Here is a 25080-nt window from a genome sequence, read left to right on the forward strand (position 1 = left end):
AAGTTTGCACGCCAATAAAGCGAAACCCGAATCCCGGTATAAGTAACAAATTTACTGCTGAAAATTTATTTTTCAGAAAAATAATCCTGAATAAACTTTATCTTGTTAGCCTTACTCAGGCCGTGATGGCACTCCAAATACCGCTTTAATCCGGCAAATACGCCGTCAAGCAGATTGGTGGTGTTTGGGATGTCTAACTCGGGATGTTCCTCAAACACAAACAGATTACCCATGTTCCGTTTCAGGCTGAAATAGGCTTACAGAGATTCTTAGCACCTTTTTTGTTACTTATGCCCGACACTTATAAGAGTGTTGGAGATGAATTTGGAACTGTGCCGCAGCGCTTTACGCGGATTAGACCAGCCATTACTGCCGCTTGCCGATCCGGCTTTGCGCTGGGAAGTGATGGTGCAGGCGCAGCAGGAATATAAGAGCGAGAGTTTTAAATTTTTTATTTATATTTTATTGGGTAAGCACTTTTGTTGATAAACTGGGGGAATTCTTGTTTACAATGCCGCCGTTTTTCCCCGATTTAAGGAGCGTTCATGACCCAGCACCACCGCCTGATTATTCTCGGTTCCGGCCCTGCCGGTTATACCGCCGCCGTTTACGCCGCCCGCGCCAATCTGCAGCCCGCGCTGATTACCGGCCTGGCGCACGGCGGCCAGCTGATGAACACCACCGAAGTGGACAACTGGCCGGCCGATGCCGACGGCGTGCAGGGGCCGGATCTGATGGCGCGCTTTCTCGCCCACGCTGAGCGCTTCGGCACCGAGATGATTTACGACCACATCCACAGCGTTAATCTGCAGCAGCGCCCCTTCGTGCTGAAAGGCGATGCCGGCGAATACAGCTGCGATGCGCTGATTGTCGCCACCGGCGCTTCGGCCAAATATCTCGGCCTGCCTGCCGAAGAAGCGCTGGCCGGCCGCGGCGTATCGGCCTGCGCCACCTGCGACGGCTTTTTCTACAAAGGCCAAGACGTCGCCGTGGTCGGCGGCGGCAACAGCGCGGTGGAAGAAGCGCTGTATCTGGCCAATATCGCCGCCCACGTTACCCTGATCCACCGCCGCGACAGCTTCCGCGCCGAGAAAATCATGGTCGATAAACTGATGAAACGGGTGGCCGAAGGCAAAATCAGCCTGAAACTGAACGCCCAGATCGACGACATCCTGGCCGACGATGCCGGCGTGTGCGGCGTGCGCCTCAAAGGGGCGGACGGCAGCGAAGAAATTGCCGTCAAAGGCGTGTTTATCGCCATCGGCCACCAGCCGAACACCGATATTTTCAAAGGCCAGCTCGAAATGGACGAAGCGGGCTATCTGAAAACCCGCGGCGGCAGCGGCGACAACGTCGGCGCCACCAATATCGAAGGCGTATGGGCGGCGGGCGACGTCAAAGACCACACCTACCGTCAGGCGATCACCAGCGCCGCTTCCGGCTGCCAGGCCGCCCTGGATGCCGAACGCTGGCTCGACAGCCAAAACTGATGGTGTTTGCCCCCGCAGGCAGCCTGAAAACCTTTCAGGCTGCCTGTTTTTGCGCCCGAAGAAGCTGTTGCGCAAGATCTGATTGGCCGCACGGCAAGGCGCAAAACGCCGGCAATCGCGGCAAGCCGCGTGCCCAAGATGCGCTATCGGCGGCACAAACCGGCGCTAAGAGATGCACGGACGGCGGAAACAGGCTAGAATACGGCCTTAACAAAACCCAACACAGTTTGACAATGCAAAAAGTTCCCGACATCGGCGAGTGCATCGAGAAAAACCTCGCCCAGTATTTCCGCGACCTGCACGGCGCCGAAGCCGGCGGCGTGTACGATATGGTGCTTATGCGCGTGGAAAAACCGATGATCGCCTACGTGATGGCGCAGTGCAAAGGCAACCAGAGCAAGGCCGCACAGGTGCTCGGGCTCAACCGCAATACCCTGCGCAAAAAACTCGCCCTGCACGGCTTTCTCGACACCCCGTCTTCCTAATCCCGTTTTCCGTTCCGTCCGCCGCCCGCGCCGCCTCCGGCTTCGGGCGCTGCGTTTTCAGGCAGCCTGAAACGCCTTTTCCCGCCGCCGCCCATGTTCTACCAAATCACCGCCCTGTTTATCTGGAGCAGCGCCTTTGTCGCCGCCAAATACACCTACGGCATGATGGATGCCGTGATGATGGTGCAGATGCGGCTGGTCATTTCCGCGCTGGTGGTGCTGCCGGTATGCCGCCGCTATCTGGGGCGCATCCCGCGCCAAAGCTGGCGGCCGCTGGTTCTGCTCTCGTTTCTCAACTATATCGGCGTGCTGATGTTTCAGTTTGTCGGCCTCAAATACACTTCCGCCGCCAGCGCCATCACCGTTGTCGGCCTTGAGCCGCTGATTACCGCCTTTATCGGCCACTTCTTTTTCCGCGACCCCGCCCGCTGGTACCACTGGCTGTGCGGCCTGCTCGCCTTTGCCGGCGTCGGCCTGATGATTGCCGGAGGCAGCGAAGGCGGCGGCGACATCACCTGGTACGGCTGCCTGTTGGTGCTGCTGGGCGGCGCGGTGTTCTGCGCCACCCTGCGCCCCACCCGCAAACTGATCGACGACATCGGAGCACCCGCCTACACCTCGGTATCGCTGGCGCTCGCCGCCCTGCTGTGCCTGCCCTTCACCCTGCTGCTGGCGCAGGACTACGCCATCCGCTGGAGCGGCAGCGGCACCCTCGCCCTGCTGTATCTGGGCATCGGCGCCGGCTGGTTTGCCTACCTGCTGTGGAACCGCGGCATGAAGCAGGTGTCCGCCAACACCTCCGGCCTGCTGCTGCCGCTGGAGCCGGTATTCGGCGTGATTTTGGCGGTGCTGCTCTTGGGCGAACAGATTTCCGCCCTGTCGTGGAGCGGCGTGCTGCTGGTGATGCTTTCCACCGCCGCCGCCATCCTGCTGTCCGAAATGGCCAAACGCAAACGCACCAAAGCAGCCTGAAAACCATAAAACCGGCTTTCAGGCTGCTTTTGCCAAACCCTGATTTAACCCGATTTAATCCAACCCCACCCCAAAGGAAACCCATGTCCACCGCAAAAATCCAACGCGCCCTGATTAGTCTGTCCGACAAAAACGGCGCAGTCGAATTTGCCCGCGCCCTGCACGAAGCGGGCGTAGAAATCCTCTCCACCGGCGGCACCGCCGCGCTTTTGGCCGATGCGGGCATCCCCGTTATCGAAGTGGCCGACTACACCGGCTTCCCCGAAATGCTCGACGGCCGCGTGAAAACGCTGCACCCGAAAATCCACGGCGGCATTCTCGGACGGCGCGACTTGGCCGAACACACTGCAAAAATGGCCGAACACGGCATCGGCAACATCGATTTGGTGGCGGTAAACCTCTACCCCTTTGCCGCCACCATCGCCAAACCCGGCTGCACGCTCGAAGACGCGATTGAAAACATCGACATCGGCGGCCCCACTATGGTGCGCTCGGCGGCGAAAAACTGGAAACACGTCGCCATCGTTACCGACAACGCCGACTTTGCCGCCGTGATTGCCGAATTGAAAGATTCAGACGGCCTCAGCGACAAAACCCGTTTCAACCTCGCCCGCAAAGCGTTCAGCCACACCGCCCAATACGACGGCATGATTTCCAATTATCTGACTTCGCTGTCAGACGACAAACTCGCAGGCGAGCCCGAAATCGGCGAGTTTCCGCAGCAGTTCAACCAAAGCTGGCTTAAGGTGCAGGAAATGCGCTACGGCGAAAACCCGCACCAGCGCGCCGCGTTCTACCGCGACGTTTATCCGTTTTCAGGCAGCCTGTCGAACTACACCCAGCTTCAAGGCAAAGAGTTGTCCTACAACAACATCGCCGATGCCGATGCCGCGTGGGAAGCCGTCAAATCCTTTGACGCGCCCGCCTGCGTGATTGTGAAACACGCCAACCCCTGCGGCGTGGCCGTGGCCGACAACACGCTGACCGCCTACCGCCTGGCCTACGCCACCGACACCACCAGCGCATTCGGCGGCATCATCGCGTTTAACCGCGAAGTCGATGGCGAAACGGTGAAACAGATTACCGACAATCAGTTTATGGAAGTGTTGATGGCGCCCAAGTTCACCGCCGAAGCGCTGGAAATCGCCGCCGCCAAGAAAAACGTGCGCGTGCTGGAAGTGCCGATTGACAGCGGCGCCAACCGCTTCGAGCTCAAGCGCGTCGGCGGCGGCCTGTTGGTGCAAACGCCCGACATCCACCGCATCCGCCGCGAAGATTTGAAAGTCGTGTCCAAACGCCAACCCACCGAGCAGGAATGGCACGATTTGCTCTTCGTGTGGAACGTAGCCAAATATGTGAAATCCAACGCCATCGTGTTCGGCAAAGGCGGCCAAACCTACGGCATCGGTGCCGGCCAGATGAGCCGCGTGGATTCCACCCGCATTGCCGCCCGCAAAGCGCAAGACGCAGGCTTGGATTTAAACGGCGCGTGCGCGGCATCGGACGCCTTCTTCCCCTTCCGCGACGGCGTGGACGTGATCGCCGCGCAGGGCATTAAAGCCGTTATCCACCCCGCAGGCTCGGTGCGCGATGAAGAAGTGTTCACCGCCGCCGACGAACACGGCATGGCAATGGTGGTAACCGGCGTGCGCCATTTCCGCCATTAAACGCCCCGTCCAATGGCTTTCAGGCTGCCTTGTTAAACGACAAGGCAGCCTGAAAACGCAATCAGCCGTCTGAAAGCAGCCTGAAAACATGGCTGCTGAAATCGGTGCGAATGGAAAAACCGGCAGCGGCAAAAGTTTCAGGCTGCCATTTGTTCCAATGCCCGCAGCACCGGCGGCAGTTCGCTAAAGCCCTCGCGGTCGAGAAAATGGCCGCCGTTGGGGATAATGTGCAGGCGGCCGTCGAGCACTGCGGCCAGGCGGCGGGTGTTGTCGGGCGGCACGATGCTGTCGTTGTCGGCGGTAAACAGCTCGATATGCGGGCTCATGCGGCGGATAGCGGCAAAGTCGATATGGCAGCGGGCAACGTAGGCATCGACGTCAAAACCGTTGATTTCAGGCAGCGTCGGAATCGGCGCGCCAAAGGCGGACACCAGCACCAAGCCGCCGATACGTGGCGGATTGGCGGCGCTCAGATAGTGCAGCAGCGAAACCGTGCCCAGGCTGTGGGCAACGAAAAAATCGCGCGCGCCTGGCCGGCCGACATACTGCGCCAGCGTCTGCTGCCAGCGCGTAAAATCGGGCGCCTCGCTGTCGGGCAGCGGCACGGAAACGGCGCAGATGCCCTGTTTCCTTAATTGGGCGTGCAGCCACGGAAACCAGTGGTTTTCGGGCGTGGCGCCGTAGCCGTGGATAATGTAAACGGTTTTTTCAGGCTGCCCTGCCGTGCCCGCACAAGCGGCCAGTACGCCTGCCGCCGCAGCGGTGCAGAATTGTCGTCGGTTCATGTTTTGCCCCCGTGGGAAAAAAATGCCAGCATAGAGGCTGACACGCTGTCAGAGTCAAGAGCGGTGGCGCTTGCAACTCGGCTTATCCGGTGCCAATGGCGGCATAAAGATTGGGCGGCGCAAAATCCGCCGGCACCTTGAACAGCAAAATATGGAAAACAAAAAATGAAAATCGGCGATTTTTCGCAAAGCAGCGGCGTGAGCGTGCGGATGCTGCGCTTTTACGAAACGGCGGGCGTGATTGCGCCGCAGCGCACGGCGGCGGGCTACCGCGAATACGATGCGGCAGACGCGGCCTTTGTGCGCAAAGCGGCCATGCTCAACCGCGCAGGCGTGCCGCTCAAAGACCTTGCCCTAATGCGCGACTGCCTGCGCGACGAGCCGCAAGACTTCTGCCCCGAACTGCGCGGCCGCCTGCATGCCGTGCGGGAGAAGCTGGCGGCGCAGATTGCCGATTTGCAGCAGTCCGAACGGCTGTTGGCCGAACTGCTCTCGGCAGGAAACGGGCAGTAAACACAAAAAGCAGCCTGTAGCGAAGTGAAGTTGCGAAGCTAAAACGCGTTCGCCAGTTTTTGCAAAAGCAAAACCCAATCCCCCGAGTAACAACCATGACCCCCATCTACGATCTCCCCGCCCTGCAAGCCGCCTTCAAGCGCAAAGCCAAGCTCAAATACGTCTTCTTCTGGGGGCACACCCCCAAGCAACAAGGCATCGCCGACAAAGCCGTGTTCAGCCAATGGTATCCCGCCGCGTTTGAAGTAGACGGCGAACGCTACGCCACCGCCGAACACTACATGATGGCGGAAAAAGCCCGCCTGTTCGGCGCAGACGGTATCCGCCGCCAAATCCTGCAAGCAGGCAGCCCCAAGCAAGCCAAAGCACTCGGGCGGCAAATTGTCGGCTTTAAAGATGAAGTTTGGAACGCGCACCGCTTTGACATCGTTTGCCGCGCCAATTTTGCCAAATTTTCCCAACACGCCGATCTAAAAGCCTTTTTGTTGCAAACAGGCAATCGCATCTTGGTAGAAGCCAGCCCTGTGGACAGCATCTGGGGCATCGGCTTGGCGCAAGACGACCCGCACGCCGAAAATCCGTTGCAATGGCAAGGCTTAAACCTGCTGGGCTTCGCGCTGATGAAAGTGCGCGACCAAATGCAGGCAGCCTGCAACACACCGGCATCAAAACCCATATTGCCAAACTTTCTTTATTAGGAGACAAAAATGACCGACGTACACAAAATCTACACCGCATGGACACAGATGTGGAACGGCCATCTCGATATTGCCGACGAACTGTTGTCGCCCCATTTCAAAGCGCACCTGACCGCCGACTCCACCCCGCCGCCCGCGCCCGTTACCGACATCGCCAGCGCGAAGGCTTGGATTGCCACCATCCGCGCCAAAGCCGATTTGCATTACGAACTCGTGCTCGGCCCATTTTGCGACGGCGACATGATTTCCGCCTATTGGCGCGTTACCGCCACGCTCGGCGGCAAAACTGCCGTCAAAGTCGGCACGGATTTCCTGAAAATCCAAGACGGCAAAATCACCGACTGCTGGACGATGAACAACAACGCCGCATAAAGCGAAGCCTGATGGGTTTCAGGCAGCCTGAAACCATGTTCAGGCTGCCTTCCAAACATCAAAAGCAGTCCGCAGGGCGCGCACCAACCGCCATAGTGGATTAAAAGTGTTACGGCGGCTTTTGCGCTGGAAAGCGACATCTGCCGCGTTGCAAATCCTCGCAAGGTGTCCAACCTTGCTGCGGTTTGCGCCTTGCATCTGTCGCTTTCCAGCGCAAAATTCGCTTCGTAAACCAAATGCAAACAGACCCTAAACCTTCTGGGCTTCGCGCTGATGAAAGTGCGCGACCAAATGCAGGCAGCCTGAAAAGGAAATCGGCAAAAAAGCAGCCTAAAACCGTAAAACCAACTTTCAGGCTGCTTTGCCTGAGATGATGTTTGGTTTCAACGGGGGAAATAGCGGCACTCGGGCGCCGCTTTGGCGATAAAGGGGAAATCGGGCGTGATGCAGTTCCAGCCGAAGATAGCGCCGCTGGGAACATCCACATCGGGAATCAGGCTGACGCTGCCTTTGAGCCCGTCCGCGGCAAAATGCAGCACGATGCGGCCACCGGCACTGATTTCGGCTTTGGCCACTGCCGGCGGCGGTGTCAGGCCGTCGATGGCCAGCTCGCCGATATCGGCAGGCAGGCGGCCGTGTTCGGCAAGAAACACCGCTATCTCGGTGCGCAGCACATGGGAAAAGCCGATGCCATCGCGCAGCTGCTGCTGTTGGCGCAACTGCTCCACGCTTGCCTGCGCGTCTGCCGGTGCCGGCGCTGATACGGCGGCAGACGCGGTACTTTGGCTGCTCTGCGGCGGGTCGGATGCTTCGCGCGCCAGCGGCGGCACAGCGCTCTGTTGCTGCACCTGCTGTTCGATTTCGGCGATGTGCGAGCGTTCTTGTTCGGGCAGCACAAACAGGAAATAGCCCGCCTGTCCGATAACCAGAACGGCCAGCACGGCGATAATCCATGTTTTAACGGGGGTTTGCTGTCGGGGCATGGCGGTACTCCGATAAGGTTTGGGGGGTATGAAACAGGAAAACTGCACGGCGCAGCTGCCAGGCTAAAGCCTTTACGGCAGGGCTTTCAGGCTGCCTGCCTAACGCGGCAGCCTGTGCAGACGGACGCTAAAGTCCTGCGTAAAGGTGCGGGCAGCCGGCACGTCGATGGCGGTGCGGCTTTCCGCATAACGCTTGGGGTCGCAGGCCACGATCAAGGTTTGCCGCCCGGACGGGACGGCGGCATCGAACGTTCCGTCTGCGCCGCTGACGATGGCGTATTCCTTATCGTCGCCGTCGATGCGGATCAGGCAGCCTGAAAGCGGGGCGCCGTTTTCGTCCAGCACCCGCCCCAGCAAGGTGCTGCCCTGCGGCGCGGTTTGGGGCGTTTGGCTGCTGCTGACGGCCGATGCCGCCGTTGCGCCCGAGTGCTCCGAGCCGGCCGTCCCGCCGGAGCAGGAAGCCGCCAGCGCGGCCGCGCCGGATACGGCGGCGGCCAGGATGGTCTGTTGCCAGCTTGTCATTTGTGCGCTCCTTTCGGTCTCAAACGGTTTTCAGGCTGCCTGAAAGCCGTTTTTTGCTTTTCAGGCAGCCTGAAATAGTGTTACAGCGCCGCAAGCACCGCGTCGCCCATTTCGGAGCAGGAAGCGAGCGTGCAGCCTGCTTCAAAAATATCGGCGGTGCGGATGCCCTGCTGCAAGACTTTTTGCACGGCGTTTTCGACTTGGCGGGCGCGGGTTTCGTCGTTCAGGCTGTAGCGCAGCAGCATGGCCAGCGACAAAATGGTCGCCAGCGGGTTGGCTTTGTCTTGCCCCGCGATGTCGGGCGCGGAGCCGTGCGAAGGCTCGTACAGGCCTTTACCGCTTTCGTTGAGCGAAGCCGAGGGCAGCATGCCGATGGAGCCGGTGAGCATGGAGGCCTGGTCGCTCAAAATGTCGCCGAAGATGTTGCCGGTGGCAATCACGTCAAACTGCTTGGGCGCGCGCACCAGCTGCATGGCGGCGTTGTCCACATACATATGGGTGAGCGTTACGTCGGGATAATCTTTGGCAACGTCATTGAAAATTTCTTTCCACAATTCAGTGGTTTCCAATACATTGGCTTTATCGACTGAGCAGAGTTTTTTGCCGCGTTTTTGCGCCGCTTCAAAGGCGATTTTGGCGATGCGGCGGATTTCGCTCTCGCTGTATTTCATGGTGTTGTAGCCTTCGCGCTCGCCGTTTTCCAGCGTGCGGATGCCGCGCGGTTCGCCGAAATAAATGTCGCCGGTGAGCTCGCGCACGATGAGGATGTCCAAACCGGCCACCACTTCGGGCTTGAGCGTGGAAGCGTCGGCCAGCTCTTTGTACAACACGGCAGGGCGCAGGTTGGCAAACAGATTCAGGTCTTTGCGAATCGCCAGCAGGCCGCGCTCGGGGCGCAGGGGGCGATCGAGCGTGTCGTACTGCGGACCGCCGACGGCGCCGAGCAGCACGGCATCGGCGGCGCGGCACAGCTTTTGCGTAAACTCGGGATAGGGGTGGCCGTATTCGTCGTAGGCCGCGCCGCCGAGCGGGGCGTATCGGTAGGCGGCGTCCAAGCCGCCGGCAATCAGCTTGTCGAGTACGCGCACGGCTTGGGCGGTGATTTCGGGGCCGATGCCGTCGCCGGGCAGGATGGCGATTTGGTGGGTCATTTGGTTCTCCTTCGGTTGGTTGAAAACAGACAACAGGCAGCCTGAAAGGGTTTCAGGCTGCCTTAATGCTTAATGGGGCAGGACTTCGTCGAGCAGAGTGATTTCGCCGTCTTTCCTGCGGTAAAAATATTGCGACACCCGATAGGGCGAGCGCTCGGCAATCTCTGCCGCCGCTTCGCGCATCAGCGCCAGCGCAGCGGCATCGTCGGCGGCACAGGCCAAAACGGCATCGCGGGTGGGCACGGCAAAAGCGCAGTCGTCGGCAAACGGCAAACCGGCGCTCTCCAGCAGTTCGCGCAGATAAAGCAGCAGCGTGGCTTCGTAGTTGCCGTCCAGCGAAAACAGCACCAAAGAGCTGCCGTCAAAGCTTTTCAAACCGACTTTATCGCCGGCGTAGGCAAGAAAATTCTGCTCGGCAAGCGCGTGCACGTCGTTAAGGTCGAGCGCTTGGTCTACAAAATCGTTGCGGGTGAAATAGCGCATGCTGTTATCCATATCCAGCACGTAAGTGAGCACCAGATCGCCGGCCAGCGGCATGAAAACCAAAACATTTTCGATATCGCCATCCGGATAGGCCTGCCGCATCTGCTCGCGGCTTTGCGCCACCCATTCGGTATTTTTGATCACGGGAAAAAGATGGGCGCTCACGTCTTCCAATTCATCGGCGCCACGCGCTTCCAGCAGGCTGGCAAAAGTTCCGGCAACGATGCCGTCCAAATCGTCCGGATTTTGGCAGTAGAGCGCATAAAAATTGCCCAGATAAGTGGCATGCGAGCCACCGTTGCCGTCGCTAAGGCGCATAACTGTATTGTCAATGCTGTCGCCCCAGTCGATATCGGCCGGCTGACCCAGCTGTCCGGCGGCGTAGTCGGCGTAATGGCTGACGAAATCCTGCCACGCCATCGGTTTTTTACCGCCGAATATTTTGTTGAAAAAAGACATAATCGCCCTTTCCATCAAGGTAAAACGGTTGCTGAAGTTTTTTCAGGCTGCCTGAAAGCAGCCTGAAAAACGATTACAGCTCGGTGCAGAGAATATTGCGCTCGGCACACAGGATGCTGTTGCCCTGCTCTTCGCGGCAGGCGGATTTGGCGGCGGCGCGGGCGGCGTCTTGGCTGCGATTGCGCGCTTCGTAGCGCTGGCCCTGCACATACACGCCGCATTCAAACAAACCGCTGCCTTGTTTCAGCACCGGCGCGGCGGCGGGAGTGCGCGGCGTTTGCGCTTGGGCGGCAGGGGCTTCGACTGCTTTTTCAGGCTGCCGGTAAACCGGCTGCGGTGCGGCGGCGGGAGCGGGGGCAGCGGCGGGAGTGCGCGGGGCGGCAATGCCCTGCTGTTTTTCCAGCACGCTGATACGCTGTTTCAATTCTTGGATTTCGGCTTCCAAGCGGCTGATGCGGTCGTTGCCGGCGGCGGATGCGGAAGCGGCGGCAGCGGCCAGCAGGGCGGTCAGAATCAGTTTTTTCATCGTTTGTCTTTCGTGGTAGTGCGGGGAAAACGGCGCGCCTGCTCGGCGCAGCGGCTACTGCGGATTATATACGAATGCCGCGGCCTGGATAGCGCGCAAAACGCCGCAAAACGCCTCTTCGCTATATAATCGCCGCTTTTTGCAGAAAGCGATCGCCATGACCGATTTCATCCGCCTTGAAGCCCGCCGCATCGGCGCGGCCGCCGTTACCATGCCTGGCTCGAAAAGCATCAGCAACCGCACCCTGCTGCTGGCGGCGCTGAGCGACAACGATTGCGAAATCCGCTCGCTGCTGAAGTCCGACGATACCGACCGCATGCTCGATGCGCTGCGGGCTTTGGGCGTCAAACTGGAAACCCTGCCTTCAGGCAGCCTGAAAGTTTACGGCGGCGGCGGGCGTTTTGCCGTGCGCGAGGCGGATTTGTTTCTCGGCAATGCGGGCACCGCCTTTCGCCCGCTAACCGCCGTTTTGGCGCTGCTGGGCGGCCGCTACCGCCTGCACGGGGTGGAGCGGATGCACGAGCGGCCGATCGGCGATTTGGTCGATGCCCTGCGCTCGGCCGGTGCGCAAATCAACTATCAGGGCAAGGAAGGCTATCCGCCGCTCTTGATTGGCGAGCGGCAGGATCAGGGCAAACGCAGCCTGAAAATCAAAGGCAGCGTCTCCAGCCAGTTTCTGACTGCGCTTTTGATGGCGCTGCCGCTGACCGGCGAGGCGTTTGAGATTGAAGTGGAGGGCGTGCTGATTTCCCGCCCCTATATCGACATCACGCTGAATCTGATGGCCAAATTCGGCGTGCAGGTGGCAAACGAAGATTACCGCCGTTTCAGGCTGCCTGCCGCCGCCCGCTACTGCGCGCCGCAGGTGGTGCAGGTGGAAGGAGACGCTTCGAGCGCATCCTACTTCCTGGCCGCCGGCCTGCTCGGCGGCGAAGCGGTGCGGGTAAACGGCGTGGGCAAAAATTCGATTCAGGGCGACGCGGCCTTTGCACTTGAGTTGGAAAAAATCGGCGCCCAAGTGCGGTGGGGCGAGGACTTTATCGAAGTGTCGCGTCCGGCAGGCCAGACCGTGCGGGCTTTCGATATCGATGCCAACCATATTCCCGATGCGGCGATGACGCTGGCGGTGGTGGCGCTGGCGGCCGACGGCAGCAGCACGCTGCGCAATATCGCTTCGTGGCGGGTGAAGGAAACCGACCGCATTGCCGCCATGGCGGCGGAATTGCGCAAACTCGGCGCAACGGTGGAAGAAGGGGCGGACTTTATCCGCATCACGCCGCCGGCCAAGCTGAATGCCGACGCGCTGATCGCCACCTACGACGACCACCGTATGGCCATGTGCTTCTCGCTGGTCAGCCTACTCGGCGTGCCGGTGCGGATCCTCGATCCGAAATGTACCGACAAAACCTTTCCCGGCTATTTTGACGTGTTCAACAGCCTGTAAGCTGCCTGAAAAACAAAACGGCCGCCGGTTGCTTCCGGCGGCCGTTTGTTTTGCATTTCGTCTTGCCTGCGTTTATTCGGCGCCCTGCTCTGCTTGGGCGCTCTCCGCGGCGGGAGCGGTTTCGACGGCTGCGGCGTTTTCAGGCTGCCCTTGAGTTTCAGGCTGCCCTGCGGCCTGCTGCTGGCGGCGCTGTTCGCGTTTTTCCTGCTGTTTTTCCAAACTTTCGCGGATACCGGGATGCGTCAGCGCATGCTGCTGCTCTTCGGGCGTGATTTCGCCCTGCGGGCGGTTGGCCAAATTGAAGCGCTTGCCGCCTTTGGCCACCGCCAGCAGGTATTTGGGACGGCGGCAGTGGTTGGACAGGGCGCGGACAATCAGGGCGGGATCAAACTGCGGCAAGGCCTGCTGCAATTCTTGCTCGATGCCCAGTGCCAGCGGTTTGAAACGCTTGAAAACATCGTATTTGCCGTAGATATGGTCGGCAATCATTTTGGTCTGCTTGGTTTTGCTCATGGACTGCATGGCGCTTTTCAAAGCGTTGCCCAATGCGGTTTCGTTGCTCATGGTACTTCCTTGGTTCGGGTTTGCGGGTTTGGCCGGCATCAGGCCGGCAGAAATTCTTTCAGGCTGCTTTCCAGCAGGGCTTCGTCGTCGATATTGGTAATAACGGCCTGCCCCAGGCGCTCAAGCGTGATAAAGCGCATGCGGCCGTTTTGCACTTTTTTGTCGTGGCGGATATGGGAGAGCCAGCGCTCGAAAGCGAATACCGGCGGACGGTCGGGTAGGCCGGCCAGTCTGAACAGGGCCGCCACCCGTTCGGTATCTTCTGCTTTCAGGCTGCCTAAACGCTCGGACAAACAGCAGGCGGCAACGGTACCGGCAGCCACGGCTTCGCCATGCAGCCACACGCCGTAGCCCATCTCGGCTTCGATGGCATGGCCGAAAGTGTGCCCCAAATTCAAAAGCGCCCGCCTGCCCTGCTCGGTTTCATCTTCGGCAACAATGTCGGCCTTCATCTGGCAGCAATGGGCAACGGCCTGCGCCAGCAGTTCTTTATCGCGCTGCATCAGAGCGGGCATATGGGCTTCCAGCCACACCAAAAACTGCTCGTCGCCCAATAAGGCGTATTTGATCACTTCTGCCATGCCGGCGGAAAACTCGCGCGGCGGTAAAGTATCAAGCACATCCAAATCGGCGATGACCAGCTGCGGCTGGTAAAAAGCGCCGATCATGTTTTTGCCTAAGGGGTGGTTGATGGCCGTTTTACCGCCCACCGAAGAATCGACCTGGCTCAGCAAAGTGGTCGGAATCTGGATAAAGGGCATGCCGCGCTGGTAGGTGGCGGCGGCGAAACCGGAAATATCACCCACCACGCCGCCGCCCAGCGCAATCAGCGTGGTCGAGCGTTCGGCATGATGCTCCAGCAGTTCGTCATAAATCTGGTTGAGCGACTGGTGGTTTTTGTATTGTTCGCCATCGGGCAAAATAATTGAAAAAAATTCAACTCCCGCCTGCTCCAGCATATTTTCGACGGTTCTGAGATACAGCTTAGCCACCGTGGTATTGGTAACAATTGCTGCTTTCTTGCCAAGATGCGGACGGATAATGTCGGAATCTTGAATCATCCGCCTGGCAATGCGGATGGGATAAGAATGTGATGATGTAGCGACAACAACGGTTTTCATGGTGATATAAAAAGAGAACTAACTGGAAAATACTTAGCGGATGGCTTCCATTATTTGCTGCAGTGCCTGCGCATGGTTGCGCTGTCCGGCTTCGATAACAAAATCTGCCGTTTCGCGGTACAAACTATCACGCTGCGCATAAAGGGCATTTAATTTTTCCAGGGGGTTTTCCACCTGCAGCAAAGGGCGGTTTTTATCATAGCGGACACGCTCGAATAATACTTCAGGCTGCGTATGCAGATAGATTACCGTGCCATTCCTTTTTAAACATTGCCGGTTTTCTTCTCTTAGCACACTGCCACCGCCAGTAGCCAAAACGATTTTGGATAAGGCACACAAATCTCGGATAACTGCAGCTTCACGCATACGAAAACCATCTTCTCCCTCAAGCTCGAAGATGGTTGGTATCGAAACGCCGGTGCGCTCGCAAATTACGGCATCGCTGTCATAAAAAGTATAGTCCAGTTGCTCTGCCAATTGCCGACCCAAAGTGGTCTTTCCTGCTCCCATCAATCCGATGAGAAAAAAATTGCCTGCTATGTTTTCCATAGCAGGCATTTTAACCTATCAAATAAGGTTACAGTCAGTTTTTTTAGTAGCGCAATACGCTGGTTTCGCCACCCATAATACGCGGGGTAATGAAGAACAGCAGCTCGTTACGCTCATGCTTGCGACCGCGTGATTTGAACAGATTACCCAATACCGGCAGGTCACCCAATACCGGAACTTTTCTTACGGTATTAGCAAAAGTTTCCTGATAAACACCACCTACTACCAAGGTACCGCCATCTTCAATCATGGCTTGGGTTTTCACCTGCTTGGTAGAAAGAGCCGGTTCACCATCAATATTGGTGTAGTTGGCAGCAATGTCATCTTTGTTAATTGTAATATCCAAGATTACTTTGCTGTCCGGAGTAATGCGCGGAGTAACTTTCAGACTTAATACGGCATCTTTAAAGTCTGTTTTATAAGCACCGCTACCATCTCTGGTCTGATAAGGAATTTGGAAACCTTGTTTGATTTCAGCTTCTTTACGGTCTTGAGTCAGAACACGCGGATTAGAAATCACTTTAGTGCGGTTCTCAGTTTCCAAAGCAGAAATTTCCAAGCCCAGCGCACCTGAAGAGAATGCACGAACTAGAGCAATGGAATTCACTGCGGCAGTTGCCGGCAAGTTCACGTTAGGTCCAGCCAAAACGCTACCTTGACCAATCGTATCACTCAAAGAAGAGCCGAAAGAGGTACGACCACGCGAGCCATTAACACCAAATTTAACACCCAAATCACGAGATACACCATCGGCAGCTTCAACGATACGAGCCTCAACCATAACCTGCTTAGCAGGAACATCCAACTCCGCAATTAAACGTTGAAACTTTTCAATTACCAACTGGTTGTCAGTAATAATCAAAGTATTGGTTGAAGGATCAAGTAGAGCACTACCTCTCTCGCTCAAAATTGTATTTTGCGTATTAGTAGATGAGTTATTATCTTCAATTTTCAGAATTTTCTTAAACTCATCAACATTTTTATATTTCAACTGAAAACTCTGAGTGATTAAAGGTCGCAATTTCTCCAATTTTTGCTGTGCAGCCAAGGCATCTTCTGTTTTCTTATCAATCTCTTCATTTGGTAACACATTGATGATATTACCATGCTGGCTTTTACCCAAATTACGCGCATCGAGAACCAAATCCAAAGCCTGATCCCAAGGTACATCACGCAAAGACAGCGTAATTTTACCCTGAACTGTATCACTGGCTACGATATTCATACCGGACTCTTTTGCCAAAATTTGCAATACAGTACGTACATCTACATTTTGGAAGTCAAGGGAAATACGCTTACCTTTATAGGATTTAGCAGCTTTTCGACCAATCTGAGCGGTAGTAACATTACGCACAGGAGTAATCTGCACCACGTTACGACCATTTGATTGGGTAATCTTATGCTCCCAATTCCCCTGGTTACGGATAGTAATCTGGGTATCGTTACCCAGACGTTTAACATTTACATCACGAACCGGGGTAGAAAAGTCCGTTACATCAAAAGTCCTTTGATCCTTAGCAGCCAAAGGATAATTTTTCAAAGTAATAACCAAGCGGTCATTCTGTACCTTTACTTTAGGCTGACCGGGATATCCAGATGAATATTCCACGATACCAGAATTATTGCTTCCTTTTTTGAAGTCAATATTTACAGCAGAGCTGTTACCAGTATAAACCGGCTCAGACTGCTGGGCAGGAGCAGCTGCTCTGTTGACTGCAGTATTGGTTACGGGAGCCTCATTAACATAAATCCAAACTTCATTCCCTTTCACTTGGGCATTATATTGTCCGTCTTGTGAAAGAGTAAGCAGAACCCGAGCATTGCCGTTTCCTTGAGCCGCAGCCAATTGGCGCAGGAAAGTATCGTTAAACGATTGTGAAGGCTGAGCCAATTGGATGCCTGTAGCAGGGAAATCCAACGCAATACGAGAAGGGTTACTGGTAACAAATCCTGTAGGCTCAACAGCACCGCTATCAAATTTAACCTTAATGACTCGTTGCTGGTTCGGCAGCACAGAGGCATTGATACCAACAATATTACCTGCATTTGATACTTGGAACATCACTCCTAAAGCAGCAGCAGACAACAATTTAATTGCATTCGTTTTCATAATTATTCAACCCTAACTTTATCAAATTTAAACTTCTTACTTGGTAGCTTGGTTACTACTTTGTGCATCACCCGTACTCAGCAGTAACTCAGCTGGACGGTTTACCCAATTACCAAATGTATCCTCGACGACCTCGACAATATCGATTTTATCAGGCGTGATTCTAGAAACTCTGCCAAAATTTTGTCCGAGATGCTTACCTGGGGTTACCGTATAAACATGCCCATCAACTTCTATCAAAGCAGACAATGATCTGGCAGTGCCGATAGACCCCACATACTTAAGGTTTTCCAAGCTGTAGTTTTCAAGCAGCTCTTTAGGTCGATTTAAATCTGGCGCATTACTATTTTGGTAAGCTGCCTTCATCCTCTGCACAGAGTACGCATTCGGGCCAGAGAATTGCGGAGGGAAATATGTAACACGCTCTACTGGCGCAACTGGCTCTGGAGGACGAATTTTAGATTTTGCCTCTTGTCTGGTCTGCTGCATCCATGAATTTAAATCATCGTGCTCACCCGAACAAGCAGACAATATAAACAAAGATGCCAATAACAATCTGACTTTCATTATGTTTCCTATCTTACTTGATCAAATTTATTGAACGGATGATGCAGCCACACCACTAGCAACATCAGAGGCGGTCTCAGAAACATCCAATGCCTTATAAGTGTTTGCTAAAGCATAGAAAGACAACTTTCCTTTGTTCTTTTCATCATTACTACTCAAAGTAATATTAGACAAAGTAACAATCCTAGAAACATGTCCTACGTCTCGTGCAAATTGAGCGATCTGGTCGTAGCTACCAGTTACCGAAATAGAAAATGGCAGTCTTTGGATTGGTCCATCAGTATCAGGAGCCTGCGGCGTAACCTTATCCATTACCAAACCATTCTTAGACGCAGCCTGATGTAACTCCTGAATCAGATTGGGCACTTCTGCATTTGTCGGCAATTGTTTCAACAATACCGCAATTGCTTTTTCCAACTCTTCCAGCTCTATTTTCAGGTTATCCAGATTAGCAGCTTTTAGGGCTTTAGTTTCATACTCTTGCCGCAATTCAACTTCTTTGGCACTAGCAGTCTGATATTCTTCCCACTGATCTTTAAATACAACCAAATAACCCAGCACAAGCAAAACGACTATTAAAACAAGAGCAAATAAAATTTGGGTTGGTTTATTTTGCAAATGCAATCTATTGATATCAAAACCTTTACTCATCATTGACCCCCTACTGTTGATGCTTCAGCTGCAGACGCAGGACTCGAAGCGGGCAAAGTCGCCTGATCATTATTACTTCTAATAATCTGATTCTCAACTAAAACAGACTTCAAAGTGAATTTCTGTCCATCATCGCTTTTCTCAATTCCAACCAATTCCGGCTGTTCAAAAACACCAGTACTAGGCAGTGCATTCATAAACATGGCAACTTTATTATCGCTTATTGCCTTTCCGATCAGAATATATTCTTTGCTTAACTGACCGTTATTGCTGTCGCCACCTTTCAATTCCGTTAGATAAGCACCATCGGGAACCAATTGGTTTACGCTGTCAATAATACGCGCACCCTCAAACCGCTTATTGTCTAATTCCTCAACCTTTTGCTTACGCTGAAGGAAATTATTCTTGATTTCGGTTAGCCTATTAATTTCCTCGATTTCTTTATCTAAGGCTTGGATACCGGTTGTTAAGGTCTCGTTCCGATTGTTTTGATCGGAGATCATGGCAGTAAGCCCCAAGTAAACTAAGACACAAAGAGCCACACCTATGATGCCGGCCAAAACCATAAGGCTTTGAAATTGTTTCTTCTGTTTCTGCTCCTTCAGCTCTCTATACGGAAGCAGATTAATTTCAATCAGTTTCATTTATACCAACCCCCTCAACGCCAAACCAAATGCTTTTGTTAGTGAATTTTCATCGCTAGCAAATTGGGCACCATCTTTAATTTTGCTTATTGCAAATGAAATCGGAGCAATCTGCTGAGTCATTACGCCTGTTTGGGCATATACCGATTCAGTTAGACCTGACTGCGGAATACATCCGCTACCACTAATGAAAATCTGTTTTATGACCTCAGACTGGCCAACATTTCGCGTTGCAAAGAAGAACTGCATGGTACGTTGCACTTCTTGAGCAATTTGCATATTAAAGTTATCCATTACGGAAACTTGATAATCTGCAGGACGATTTCTACCGGACAGAGCCATATTTAACGCTTCAGACTCACTTACCTGATAAGTCCGTTGAATCAGTTGCAAAAGCTGTTCCAAACCAAAGTTCATTTCATGTTTATAAAGAATTTGGCCATTCTCCATAATCAAGGCTTTGGTGTTAACGTCACCTACGTCAAACAATGCAATTCTTTCATGAGCAAACTCTCCGGAATCAATAGAGTCTGCATAAGAAAAAGCATTAGCGATTGCAAACAGATCCACATCGACGTTAATAGCTGTCAGACCAATTTCATCCAGCAAATCGGAATAACGGTTCACATCATCCGTTTTGGCAGCCACCATCAATACGCTCTGCTCACCACTTCGGCCGTCTTGCGAAAGAACCTGCCAGTCGTAATTCATCTCATCCAAAGCGCCAATACGGGAAACCTCAGCTTCAATCAGATTCTGTAAAGAGATATCGCCGTCATTCGGATTAAAACGGATACCTTCATCAATAGTAACCGCGCCTGCGGGTAAAGCTAAGTTAACCCGCTTACAGCTCGTTTTCAACTTGTTGTAACATTGTTGCAAGTGAGCGACAAGCTGATCAAAATCAACTATCTCGTTACCGCTGACAACATTTGCCGGCAACCGCACAATCGCATACTTATCCACTTGGGCTTGTCCTGCTCCCTTACCCGAGAGCTGCACCATCCTAACGGCTCCCTGATCGATGTCCAAGCCGATAACAGTACGACCAGACAAGCTGGATGTATTGTTACTGCTTGTATTTTTTGATTTTTTCATACGCATGATTTTAAATCCTTACCGCTTGCTAAAACATTTATAATAGCTGGCTGAAATTCCCGTCTAATCCGGAATAACAAAACACATGAGTTATTTTACTTTATTTTAAAAATAGAGATATCCCTTTCTTAACTTTTACCGACAATCATGATTAAAAAACTGATTACTACCCTACTCGGTCTGACCTTCGGTCTATTTTTATTTGCCGTTGGTTTGTTAACCGTAGCCGTACTGGTAACTTACCCAAAACTGCCTGCATTAGATGCAGTTAAACACTATCAGCCCAAGGAGCCACTGACTATTTATTCAGCAGATGGAGTGGTCATCGGCACCTATGGCGACGAGCGTCGCGCCTTTACAACAATTGACCAGTTCCCAAAAATTTTGACGAATGCCGTGATTGCAGCGGAAGACAAACGCTTCTACGAACACTGGGGTGTGGACTTAACCGGTATTGCGCGCGCTGCGTTGAATAACATCAGAGGCGGCAACCGCCAGGGTGCCAGTACGATTACCCAGCAGGTTGCCCGAAACTTCTATCTCACCAACGAACGTACGCTGACACGAAAATTCAACGAAGCGCTTCTGGCTTACAAAATCGAGAAGAACCTGACCAAAGACCAGATTCTCGAGCTTTACTTCAACCAGATTTATCTCGGCCAGCGCGCCTATGGTTTTGCCGCCGCGGCCAGAATCTATTTCAACAAACCGGTACAGGATCTGACGCTGGGCGAAGCCACCATTTTGGCCGGCCTGCCCAAAGCGCCCTCATCCTTTAATCCGATTGTGAATCCCGAGCGTGCCAAACTGCGCCAGAAATACATTCTCGACAATATGGTCGAACTCAACATGATTACGCCGGCCCAGCGGGAAGCGGCTTTGCGCGAAGAGCTGCACTATGAGCGCTACCGCATGGCAATCGACCAAAACTCGCTGTATGTAGCCGAAATGGCGCGGCAAAACCTTTACGACCGTTACGGCGAAGACGCCTATACCCAAGGTTTCAAGGTATACACCACCGTTAGCATCGCCCACCAGAAAGCCGCCACCGCCGCGCTGCGCAAGGCCCTGTCGAATTTCGACCGCGGCCGCGCTTACCGCGGTGCCGAGCAGCAGTTTGACCTGGCCGGCGTTCCCGCGGAAGAGCTGGACGACGAAATCGAACAGTATCTGGAAAACACCTATACCGTTGAAGGCATGATCCCGGCGATTATTTCGCAGGCCGGCGGCAACGGCATTACCGTGCAGATGCAGGGCGGCAGAAAAGCCAAACTCAGCACCGCGGAAATGGGCATTGCCCGCGGTGCCGTCAACAGCAAAAAACTCGGCGATCGCGCCTTAAAAGTCGGCTCGCTGATCCGTGTGGCCAAAACCAAAAACGGCCGCTTTACCGTTGTGCAGCAGCCTAATGTCCAAGGCGCTCTGGTATCGCTCGACGCCGAAACCGGCGCCATCCGCGCCATGGTCGGAGGCTACGACTACCACAGCCGCAGCTTCAACCGTGCCACCCAAAGCATCCGCCAGCCCGGTTCCACCTTCAAACCCTTCGTTTATTCCGCCGCCCTTTCCAAAGGCATGACCGCGGCAACGCTGGTCAACGACGCGCCGATCAACATCCGCGGCTGGCAGCCGAAAAACTCCGACGGCAGCTACGCCGGCATGATTACCCTGCGCCAGGCGCTGACCCGTTCCAAAAACACCGTATCGGTGCGCATTGCCCAAGCGATGGGTGTGGACTACACCCGCAACTACGCCATGCGCTTTGGCTTCAAATCCAACCAGCTGCCGACCACCCTTTCCATCGCCCTCGGCTCCGGCTCCGCCACCCCCCTGCAGATGGCCGAAGGCTACGCGGTATTCGCCAACGGCGGCTATAAGGTTTCCGGCTACGTTATCGACAAAATCTACGACAGCCAAGGCAATCTGCGCGCCGAAATGCACCCGCTGGTGGCCGGACAAAACGCCCCGCAGGTTATCGACCCGCGTAACGCCTATGTGATGACCTCCATCCTGCGCGACGTCGTCCTGCACGGTACCGCCCGCCGCGCCACCGCGCTCGGCCGCAGCGACATCGCCGGCAAAACCGGTACCACCAACGACTTTAAAGACGCCTGGTTCGTCGGCTACACCCCCAAAATCGTTACCGCCGTTTATATCGGCTACGACAAACCCGTCAATATGGGTCGCGGCGCCTTCGGCGGCACCCTGGCGCTGCCGGTATGGGTGGACTACATGCGTTTCGCCCTCAAAGGCAAGCCGGTAGAGCGCTTCAAAACACCTTCCGGCGTCGTCCAACGCGACGGCGAACTCTTCCTGCGCGAGCAGCAGAGCACCAGCAGCAGCGTAGCCCTGGACAACAGCACGCCCAATCCGGAAATGGTGCAGCCGCCCAAGCCGAAACCGGCAGTAATCGAAAACGACAGCGAAGAAAGCCTGCCCGCCCTGCCCGACACCACCGGCGAGCGCCCGCTGACTCCGCAAAACCCCAAACGCGGCGGCGACGGCGGCGGCGACAGCATCGACGATTTGTTCTAAACATCTTTCGTCCGCACACAGGCAGCCTGAAAACTTTTTCAGGCTGCCTTGATTCAAACGCCGCGCCCCGTTTGCCGGCACGCAAGCAAAGCGCCGCAGTTTCGCCCGCCCATATCCGCCGGACGGTTTTTCAGGCTGCCTTCAAGCAACAGGCAGCCTGAAAAACCGTCTGCCGTATCGACAGGCTATAATCCGCCCTTTTTCTCTCCCGCCCGCCATGAAACTTTCCGATTTCGACTTCCACCTGCCCGAAGAGCTGATCGCCCAATACCCGCCGCCGCAGCGCGGCGGCAGCCGTCTGCTCGCCGCCCTGCCCGATACCCCGCTGCAGGATGGCGTGTTCGCCGACATCACCGATTACATCGCCGCCGGCGACCTTCTGATATTCAATAACACCAAAGTCATCAAAGCCCGGCTGTTCGGCAGCAAAGAAAGCGGCGGCCGCATCGAAGCGCTGATCGAAAGAGTGCTCGACGAGCACACCGCGCTGGCGCACATCCGCGCGTCCAAACCGCCCAAACCCGGCACCCGCCTACTGTTTGACGGCGGCATCGAAGCCGTGATGCAGGAGCGCGCCCAAGAGCTGTTCCAAATCCGCTTTACCGGCAGCCTGAACGTTTACCAGCTGCTCGAAGAACACGGCCGCCTGCCGCTGCCGCCCTATATCCGCCGCGAAGCCGGCGCCGACGACGAAGCGCGCTACCAAACCGTCTATGCCAAACACCAGGGCGCCGTCGCCGCCCCCACCGCCGGCCTGCACTTTACCGACGAAATCCTGCGCAAGCTGCGCGACAAAGGCGTGCGGTTTGCCGAAATCACCCTGCATGTGGGCGCCGGTACCTTCCAACCGGTGCGCGGCGACGACATCGCCGGCCACAAAATGCACAGCGAGCTTTACGAAGTGCCGCAAAGCGTGGTCGATGCCGTCGCCCAAACCCGCGAACGCGGCGGCCGCGTATGGGCGGTCGGCACCACTTCGGTACGCGCGCTCGAATCCGCCGCCCGTTCAGGCAGCCTGAAAGCCGGCGAAGGTGACACCGACATCTTCATCACCCCCGGCTACCGCTTCCGCGTGGCCGACCGCCTGATCACCAACTTCCACCTGCCCAAATCCACGCTGCTGATGCTGGTTTCCGCCTTTGCCGGCAGCAATCGCATCCGCGAAATCTACCGCCACGCCGTCGAGCAACGCTACCGCTTTTTCAGCTACGGCGACGCCATGCTGCTGGGCCTGGCGGATGAACCGCAAAAGGCAGCCTGAAAAACCATGAACCCGCTCAAAACCGCCGTCGTCGGCCACACCAATACCGGCAAAACCTCCCTGCTGCGCACCCTGCTGCGCGACGATGCCTTCGGCGAAGTGCAAAACGCCGCCGCCACCACCCGCCACGTTGAAGAAGCGGCCATCGGCGCCGGCGGCGAAACCCTGCTGCTGCTCTACGACACCCCCGGCCTGGAAGACGCCGGCGGCCTGCTCGACTGGCTGGAAGAGCACACCTCCTCTCGCGAAGAAGGCATCGACCGCATCCGCCGCTTTCTCGATTCGGACGCCGCCGCCGAAGCCTTTTCGCAGGAAGCCAAAGTGCTGCGCCAGCTGCTGGCCAGCGACTGCGGTTTATACGTAATTGACGCCCGCGAGCCGGTGCTGCCCAAATACCGCGACGAGCTCACCGTGCTCTCATGGTGCGCCAAACCGCTGATGCCGGTGTTCAACTTCACCCGCGGCAGCGACACCGACGCCTGGCGGCAGATGCTCGCCCGCCGCAACCTGCACGTCAGCAGCAGTTTCGACACCGTTGCCTTCGATTTCGAAGGCGAGATGCGGCTGTGGCAGAACCTGGCGACCATGCTGCCCGGCCGCGACAGTCTGAGCCGCCTGGCCGCCAGCCGCCGCGACGACTGGCAGGCGCTCGACCGCCAAGCGCGCCAAAGCATCGCCTCGTTTTTATTGGACGCCGCCGCCTGCCGCCGCGTACTCGACGACCCGCTGCAGGCAGAAAGCGCGCAGGCGCAGATGCAGCAGCAGGTGCGCGACGGCGAAGCGGCGCTGCAGCGCGAGCTGCTCGACCTCTACCGCTTCTACCGCAGCCGCACCGACAGCAGCCACGCGCCGCTAAACGCCTTTCGCCGCGACCCTTTCGACAGCGAGCTGCTCAAAGAATACGGCATCCGCACCGGCACCGGAGCCGCCGCCGGCGCCCTGATCGGCTTGGGCGTCGATGCCCTCACTCTCGGCACCTCGCTGGGCATGGGCGCCGCCATCGGCGGGCTGATCGGCGGCGTACTGCCCAACTGGCAAACCCTGTCCGACAAAATCAGCGGCACCGAAACCCTGTATATCGACGCCGCTGCGCTCACCCTGCTCGCCGCCCGCAGCCTTGAGCTGCTGACGCAACTGCAGTCGCGCGGCCATGCCGGCAGCGGCGACATCCTGCTGGAAGGCGGCCGCGCACCGTGGCAGCCTGAAAAACTGCCCGCGCCGCTACAGCGTGCCCGACGCCATCCCGAATGGTCATCCTGCAATCCCGAAGGCGACGGCCGCCCGTCCTCCCGCGCCGGCGCCCAAGCCGATCTGGCCGCCGTTTTGAAAAACGCCGCAGCAGCCTGAAAAGCGCTTCGCCATCTTGGCGCGCGGCGGCGGCGCCGGAAACATCGAAACGCTGCCGAGTCTTAGCCAAAGCAGCCTGAAAG

At 55.9% G+C, this 25080-nt stretch carries 27 protein-coding genes; 12 read left to right on the forward strand and 15 right to left on the reverse strand.

Going from position 1 to position 25080, the window contains the following annotated elements; genetic code table 11:
- Positions 1-65: 65 nt before the first annotated feature.
- Positions 66-233, reverse strand: a complete 168-nt coding sequence (locus MB824_RS10490) for a hypothetical protein (RefSeq protein WP_407659236.1) — start codon at positions 231-233, stop codon at positions 66-68.
- An 85-nt stretch (positions 234-318) separates the two neighbouring features.
- Between MB824_RS10490 and MB824_RS10495 the strand changes: the two genes are divergently transcribed.
- The 5 genes from MB824_RS10495 to purH all read left to right on the forward strand — a co-directional run bounded on the left by MB824_RS10495 (position 319) and on the right by purH (position 4614).
- Positions 319-486, forward strand: a complete 168-nt coding sequence (locus MB824_RS10495) for a hypothetical protein (protein WP_238748479.1) — start codon at positions 319-321, stop codon at positions 484-486.
- Positions 487-545: 59 nt separating this feature from the next.
- On the forward strand, positions 546-1490 hold the full coding sequence (trxB, locus tag MB824_RS10500; RefSeq protein WP_238748480.1) for a thioredoxin-disulfide reductase: 945 nt from the start codon (positions 546-548) through the stop codon (positions 1488-1490).
- Between the two features lie 233 nt (positions 1491-1723).
- Positions 1724-1975 carry a helix-turn-helix domain-containing protein gene (locus MB824_RS10505; RefSeq protein WP_238748481.1) on the forward strand — a complete coding sequence of 84 codons (252 nt, stop codon included), beginning with the start codon at positions 1724-1726 and terminating at the stop codon, positions 1973-1975.
- A gap of 93 nt (positions 1976-2068) precedes the next feature.
- Entirely contained in the window at positions 2069-2947 is an 879-nt protein-coding gene (locus MB824_RS10510; RefSeq protein ID WP_238748482.1) for a DMT family transporter, read from the forward strand.
- A gap of 83 nt (positions 2948-3030) precedes the next feature.
- The gene (gene purH / locus MB824_RS10515; RefSeq protein ID WP_238748483.1) at positions 3031-4614 is read left to right on the forward strand and encodes a bifunctional phosphoribosylaminoimidazolecarboxamide formyltransferase/IMP cyclohydrolase; all 1584 of its coding nucleotides are present in this window, start codon (positions 3031-3033) and stop codon (positions 4612-4614) included.
- 137 nt (positions 4615-4751) lie between these two features.
- Here the strand turns inward: purH and MB824_RS10520 are convergent, their stop codons facing one another.
- Positions 4752-5399: an RBBP9/YdeN family alpha/beta hydrolase gene (locus MB824_RS10520; protein WP_238748484.1), complete on the reverse strand. Its 648-nt coding sequence runs from the start codon at positions 5397-5399 to the stop codon at positions 4752-4754.
- Between the two features lie 165 nt (positions 5400-5564).
- Here MB824_RS10520 and MB824_RS10525 point away from each other — a divergent pair, with 165 nt between their 5' ends.
- The 3 genes from MB824_RS10525 (at position 5565) to MB824_RS10535 (ending at position 6982) form a co-directional block, all read left to right on the forward strand.
- Positions 5565-5912 carry a MerR family DNA-binding transcriptional regulator gene (locus tag MB824_RS10525; RefSeq protein ID WP_238748485.1) on the forward strand — a complete coding sequence of 116 codons (348 nt, stop codon included), beginning with the start codon at positions 5565-5567 and terminating at the stop codon, positions 5910-5912.
- Between the two features lie 95 nt (positions 5913-6007).
- The gene (locus MB824_RS10530) at positions 6008-6610 is read left to right on the forward strand and encodes an NADAR family protein (protein WP_238748486.1); all 603 of its coding nucleotides are present in this window, start codon (positions 6008-6010) and stop codon (positions 6608-6610) included.
- Between the two features lie 9 nt (positions 6611-6619).
- Entirely contained in the window at positions 6620-6982 is a 363-nt protein-coding gene (locus tag MB824_RS10535) for an ester cyclase (protein WP_238748487.1), read from the forward strand.
- A 383-nt stretch (positions 6983-7365) separates the two neighbouring features.
- Here the strand turns inward: MB824_RS10535 and MB824_RS10540 are convergent, their stop codons facing one another.
- From MB824_RS10540 to MB824_RS10560, 5 genes are all read right to left on the reverse strand, one after another.
- Entirely contained in the window at positions 7366-7965 is a 600-nt protein-coding gene (locus tag MB824_RS10540) for a pilin (protein ID WP_238748488.1), read from the reverse strand.
- A 99-nt stretch (positions 7966-8064) separates the two neighbouring features.
- Positions 8065-8487 carry a carboxypeptidase-like regulatory domain-containing protein gene (locus MB824_RS10545; RefSeq protein WP_238748489.1) on the reverse strand — a complete coding sequence of 141 codons (423 nt, stop codon included), beginning with the start codon at positions 8485-8487 and terminating at the stop codon, positions 8065-8067.
- A gap of 80 nt (positions 8488-8567) precedes the next feature.
- A complete protein-coding gene (gene leuB / locus MB824_RS10550) occupies positions 8568-9638 on the reverse strand; it encodes a 3-isopropylmalate dehydrogenase (protein WP_238748490.1) in 1071 nt (356 codons plus the stop codon).
- A 69-nt stretch (positions 9639-9707) separates the two neighbouring features.
- Complete coding sequence (locus MB824_RS10555; RefSeq protein ID WP_238748491.1) at positions 9708-10580, reverse strand: hypothetical protein; 873 nt, start codon at positions 10578-10580, stop codon at positions 9708-9710.
- A 73-nt stretch (positions 10581-10653) separates the two neighbouring features.
- Entirely contained in the window at positions 10654-11106 is a 453-nt protein-coding gene (locus tag MB824_RS10560) for a hypothetical protein (protein ID WP_238748493.1), read from the reverse strand.
- A gap of 157 nt (positions 11107-11263) precedes the next feature.
- Between MB824_RS10560 and aroA the strand changes: the two genes are divergently transcribed.
- The gene (gene aroA / locus MB824_RS10565; RefSeq protein WP_238748494.1) at positions 11264-12550 is read left to right on the forward strand and encodes a 3-phosphoshikimate 1-carboxyvinyltransferase; all 1287 of its coding nucleotides are present in this window, start codon (positions 11264-11266) and stop codon (positions 12548-12550) included.
- A 72-nt stretch (positions 12551-12622) separates the two neighbouring features.
- On the opposite strand, the gene MB824_RS10570 is transcribed toward aroA, so the two are convergent.
- Genes MB824_RS10570 through pilM form a run of 8 tightly spaced genes read right to left on the reverse strand, consistent with a single transcriptional unit; the run spans position 12623 to position 19860 of the window.
- A complete protein-coding gene (locus tag MB824_RS10570; RefSeq protein ID WP_238748495.1) occupies positions 12623-13114 on the reverse strand; it encodes a ProQ/FINO family protein in 492 nt (163 codons plus the stop codon).
- Between the two features lie 38 nt (positions 13115-13152).
- Positions 13153-14235, reverse strand: coding sequence for a 3-dehydroquinate synthase (aroB, locus tag MB824_RS10575; protein WP_238748496.1), 1083 nt, complete (start codon positions 14233-14235; stop codon positions 13153-13155).
- A 33-nt stretch (positions 14236-14268) separates the two neighbouring features.
- A complete protein-coding gene (locus MB824_RS10580; RefSeq protein ID WP_238748497.1) occupies positions 14269-14793 on the reverse strand; it encodes a shikimate kinase in 525 nt (174 codons plus the stop codon).
- Between the two features lie 34 nt (positions 14794-14827).
- Positions 14828-16894 carry a type IV pilus secretin PilQ gene (gene pilQ, locus MB824_RS10585; RefSeq protein WP_238748498.1) on the reverse strand — a complete coding sequence of 689 codons (2067 nt, stop codon included), beginning with the start codon at positions 16892-16894 and terminating at the stop codon, positions 14828-14830.
- 36 nt (positions 16895-16930) lie between these two features.
- Positions 16931-17461, reverse strand: coding sequence for a pilus assembly protein PilP (locus MB824_RS10590; RefSeq protein ID WP_238748499.1), 531 nt, complete (start codon positions 17459-17461; stop codon positions 16931-16933).
- 27 nt (positions 17462-17488) lie between these two features.
- On the reverse strand, positions 17489-18112 hold the full coding sequence (locus MB824_RS10595; protein ID WP_238748527.1) for a type IV pilus inner membrane component PilO: 624 nt from the start codon (positions 18110-18112) through the stop codon (positions 17489-17491).
- A complete protein-coding gene (locus tag MB824_RS10600) occupies positions 18112-18756 on the reverse strand; it encodes a PilN domain-containing protein (protein ID WP_238748501.1) in 645 nt (214 codons plus the stop codon). Before MB824_RS10600 ends, MB824_RS10595 begins: the two co-directional genes overlap by 1 nt.
- Positions 18757-19860, reverse strand: coding sequence for a type IV pilus biogenesis protein PilM (gene pilM / locus MB824_RS10605; RefSeq protein ID WP_238748503.1), 1104 nt, complete (start codon positions 19858-19860; stop codon positions 18757-18759). It lies immediately after the preceding gene.
- 141 nt (positions 19861-20001) lie between these two features.
- Here pilM and MB824_RS10610 point away from each other — a divergent pair, with 141 nt between their 5' ends.
- The 3 genes from MB824_RS10610 (at position 20002) to MB824_RS10620 (ending at position 24997) form a co-directional block, all read left to right on the forward strand.
- A complete protein-coding gene (locus MB824_RS10610; protein ID WP_238748504.1) occupies positions 20002-22389 on the forward strand; it encodes a penicillin-binding protein 1A in 2388 nt (795 codons plus the stop codon).
- A gap of 217 nt (positions 22390-22606) precedes the next feature.
- Entirely contained in the window at positions 22607-23650 is a 1044-nt protein-coding gene (queA, locus tag MB824_RS10615) for a tRNA preQ1(34) S-adenosylmethionine ribosyltransferase-isomerase QueA (protein ID WP_238748505.1), read from the forward strand.
- Between the two features lie 6 nt (positions 23651-23656).
- Entirely contained in the window at positions 23657-24997 is a 1341-nt protein-coding gene (locus MB824_RS10620; RefSeq protein WP_238748506.1) for a GTPase/DUF3482 domain-containing protein, read from the forward strand.
- Positions 24998-25080 lie beyond the last annotated feature (83 nt).

The organism is Kingella pumchi, from assembly GCF_022288825.1.
GTDB classification, from domain to species: Bacteria; Pseudomonadota; Gammaproteobacteria; order Burkholderiales; family Neisseriaceae; genus Kingella_D; species Kingella_D pumchi.

Excerpts from the sequence above, each read along its gene's own strand:
- MB824_RS10520 (WP_238748484.1), bottom strand. The coding sequence starts at position 5,399 with ATGAACCGACGACAATTCTGCACCGCTGCGGCGGCAGGCGTACTGGCC.
- MB824_RS10495 (WP_238748479.1), top strand. The coding sequence starts at position 319 with ATGAATTTGGAACTGTGCCGCAGCGCTTTACGCGGATTAGACCAGCCA.
- MB824_RS10530 (WP_238748486.1), top strand. The coding sequence starts at position 6,008 with ATGACCCCCATCTACGATCTCCCCGCCCTGCAAGCCGCCTTCAAGCGC.
- MB824_RS10610 (WP_238748504.1), top strand. The coding sequence starts at position 20,002 with ATGATTAAAAAACTGATTACTACCCTACTCGGTCTGACCTTCGGTCTA.
- MB824_RS10555 (WP_238748491.1), bottom strand. The coding sequence starts at position 10,580 with ATGTCTTTTTTCAACAAAATATTCGGCGGTAAAAAACCGATGGCGTGG.
- MB824_RS10560 (WP_238748493.1), bottom strand. The coding sequence starts at position 11,106 with ATGAAAAAACTGATTCTGACCGCCCTGCTGGCCGCTGCCGCCGCTTCC.
- trxB (WP_238748480.1), top strand. The coding sequence starts at position 546 with ATGACCCAGCACCACCGCCTGATTATTCTCGGTTCCGGCCCTGCCGGT.
- MB824_RS10535 (WP_238748487.1), top strand. The coding sequence starts at position 6,620 with ATGACCGACGTACACAAAATCTACACCGCATGGACACAGATGTGGAAC.
- MB824_RS10510 (WP_238748482.1), top strand. The coding sequence starts at position 2,069 with ATGTTCTACCAAATCACCGCCCTGTTTATCTGGAGCAGCGCCTTTGTC.
- MB824_RS10545 (WP_238748489.1), bottom strand. The coding sequence starts at position 8,487 with ATGACAAGCTGGCAACAGACCATCCTGGCCGCCGCCGTATCCGGCGCG.
- MB824_RS10590 (WP_238748499.1), bottom strand. The coding sequence starts at position 17,461 with ATGAAAGTCAGATTGTTATTGGCATCTTTGTTTATATTGTCTGCTTGT.
- MB824_RS10580 (WP_238748497.1), bottom strand. The coding sequence starts at position 14,793 with ATGCCTGCTATGGAAAACATAGCAGGCAATTTTTTTCTCATCGGATTG.
- aroA (WP_238748494.1), top strand. The coding sequence starts at position 11,264 with ATGACCGATTTCATCCGCCTTGAAGCCCGCCGCATCGGCGCGGCCGCC.
- aroB (WP_238748496.1), bottom strand. The coding sequence starts at position 14,235 with ATGAAAACCGTTGTTGTCGCTACATCATCACATTCTTATCCCATCCGC.
- MB824_RS10570 (WP_238748495.1), bottom strand. The coding sequence starts at position 13,114 with ATGAGCAACGAAACCGCATTGGGCAACGCTTTGAAAAGCGCCATGCAG.
- leuB (WP_238748490.1), bottom strand. The coding sequence starts at position 9,638 with ATGACCCACCAAATCGCCATCCTGCCCGGCGACGGCATCGGCCCCGAA.
- MB824_RS10490 (WP_407659236.1), bottom strand. The coding sequence starts at position 233 with ATGGGTAATCTGTTTGTGTTTGAGGAACATCCCGAGTTAGACATCCCA.
- purH (WP_238748483.1), top strand. The coding sequence starts at position 3,031 with ATGTCCACCGCAAAAATCCAACGCGCCCTGATTAGTCTGTCCGACAAA.
- MB824_RS10505 (WP_238748481.1), top strand. The coding sequence starts at position 1,724 with ATGCAAAAAGTTCCCGACATCGGCGAGTGCATCGAGAAAAACCTCGCC.
- MB824_RS10620 (WP_238748506.1), top strand. The coding sequence starts at position 23,657 with ATGAACCCGCTCAAAACCGCCGTCGTCGGCCACACCAATACCGGCAAA.
- MB824_RS10540 (WP_238748488.1), bottom strand. The coding sequence starts at position 7,965 with ATGCCCCGACAGCAAACCCCCGTTAAAACATGGATTATCGCCGTGCTG.
- pilM (WP_238748503.1), bottom strand. The coding sequence starts at position 19,860 with ATGCGTATGAAAAAATCAAAAAATACAAGCAGTAACAATACATCCAGC.
- MB824_RS10600 (WP_238748501.1), bottom strand. The coding sequence starts at position 18,756 with ATGAAACTGATTGAAATTAATCTGCTTCCGTATAGAGAGCTGAAGGAG.
- MB824_RS10595 (WP_238748527.1), bottom strand. The coding sequence starts at position 18,112 with ATGAGTAAAGGTTTTGATATCAATAGATTGCATTTGCAAAATAAACCA.
- pilQ (WP_238748498.1), bottom strand. The coding sequence starts at position 16,894 with ATGAAAACGAATGCAATTAAATTGTTGTCTGCTGCTGCTTTAGGAGTG.
- queA (WP_238748505.1), top strand. The coding sequence starts at position 22,607 with ATGAAACTTTCCGATTTCGACTTCCACCTGCCCGAAGAGCTGATCGCC.
- MB824_RS10525 (WP_238748485.1), top strand. The coding sequence starts at position 5,565 with ATGAAAATCGGCGATTTTTCGCAAAGCAGCGGCGTGAGCGTGCGGATG.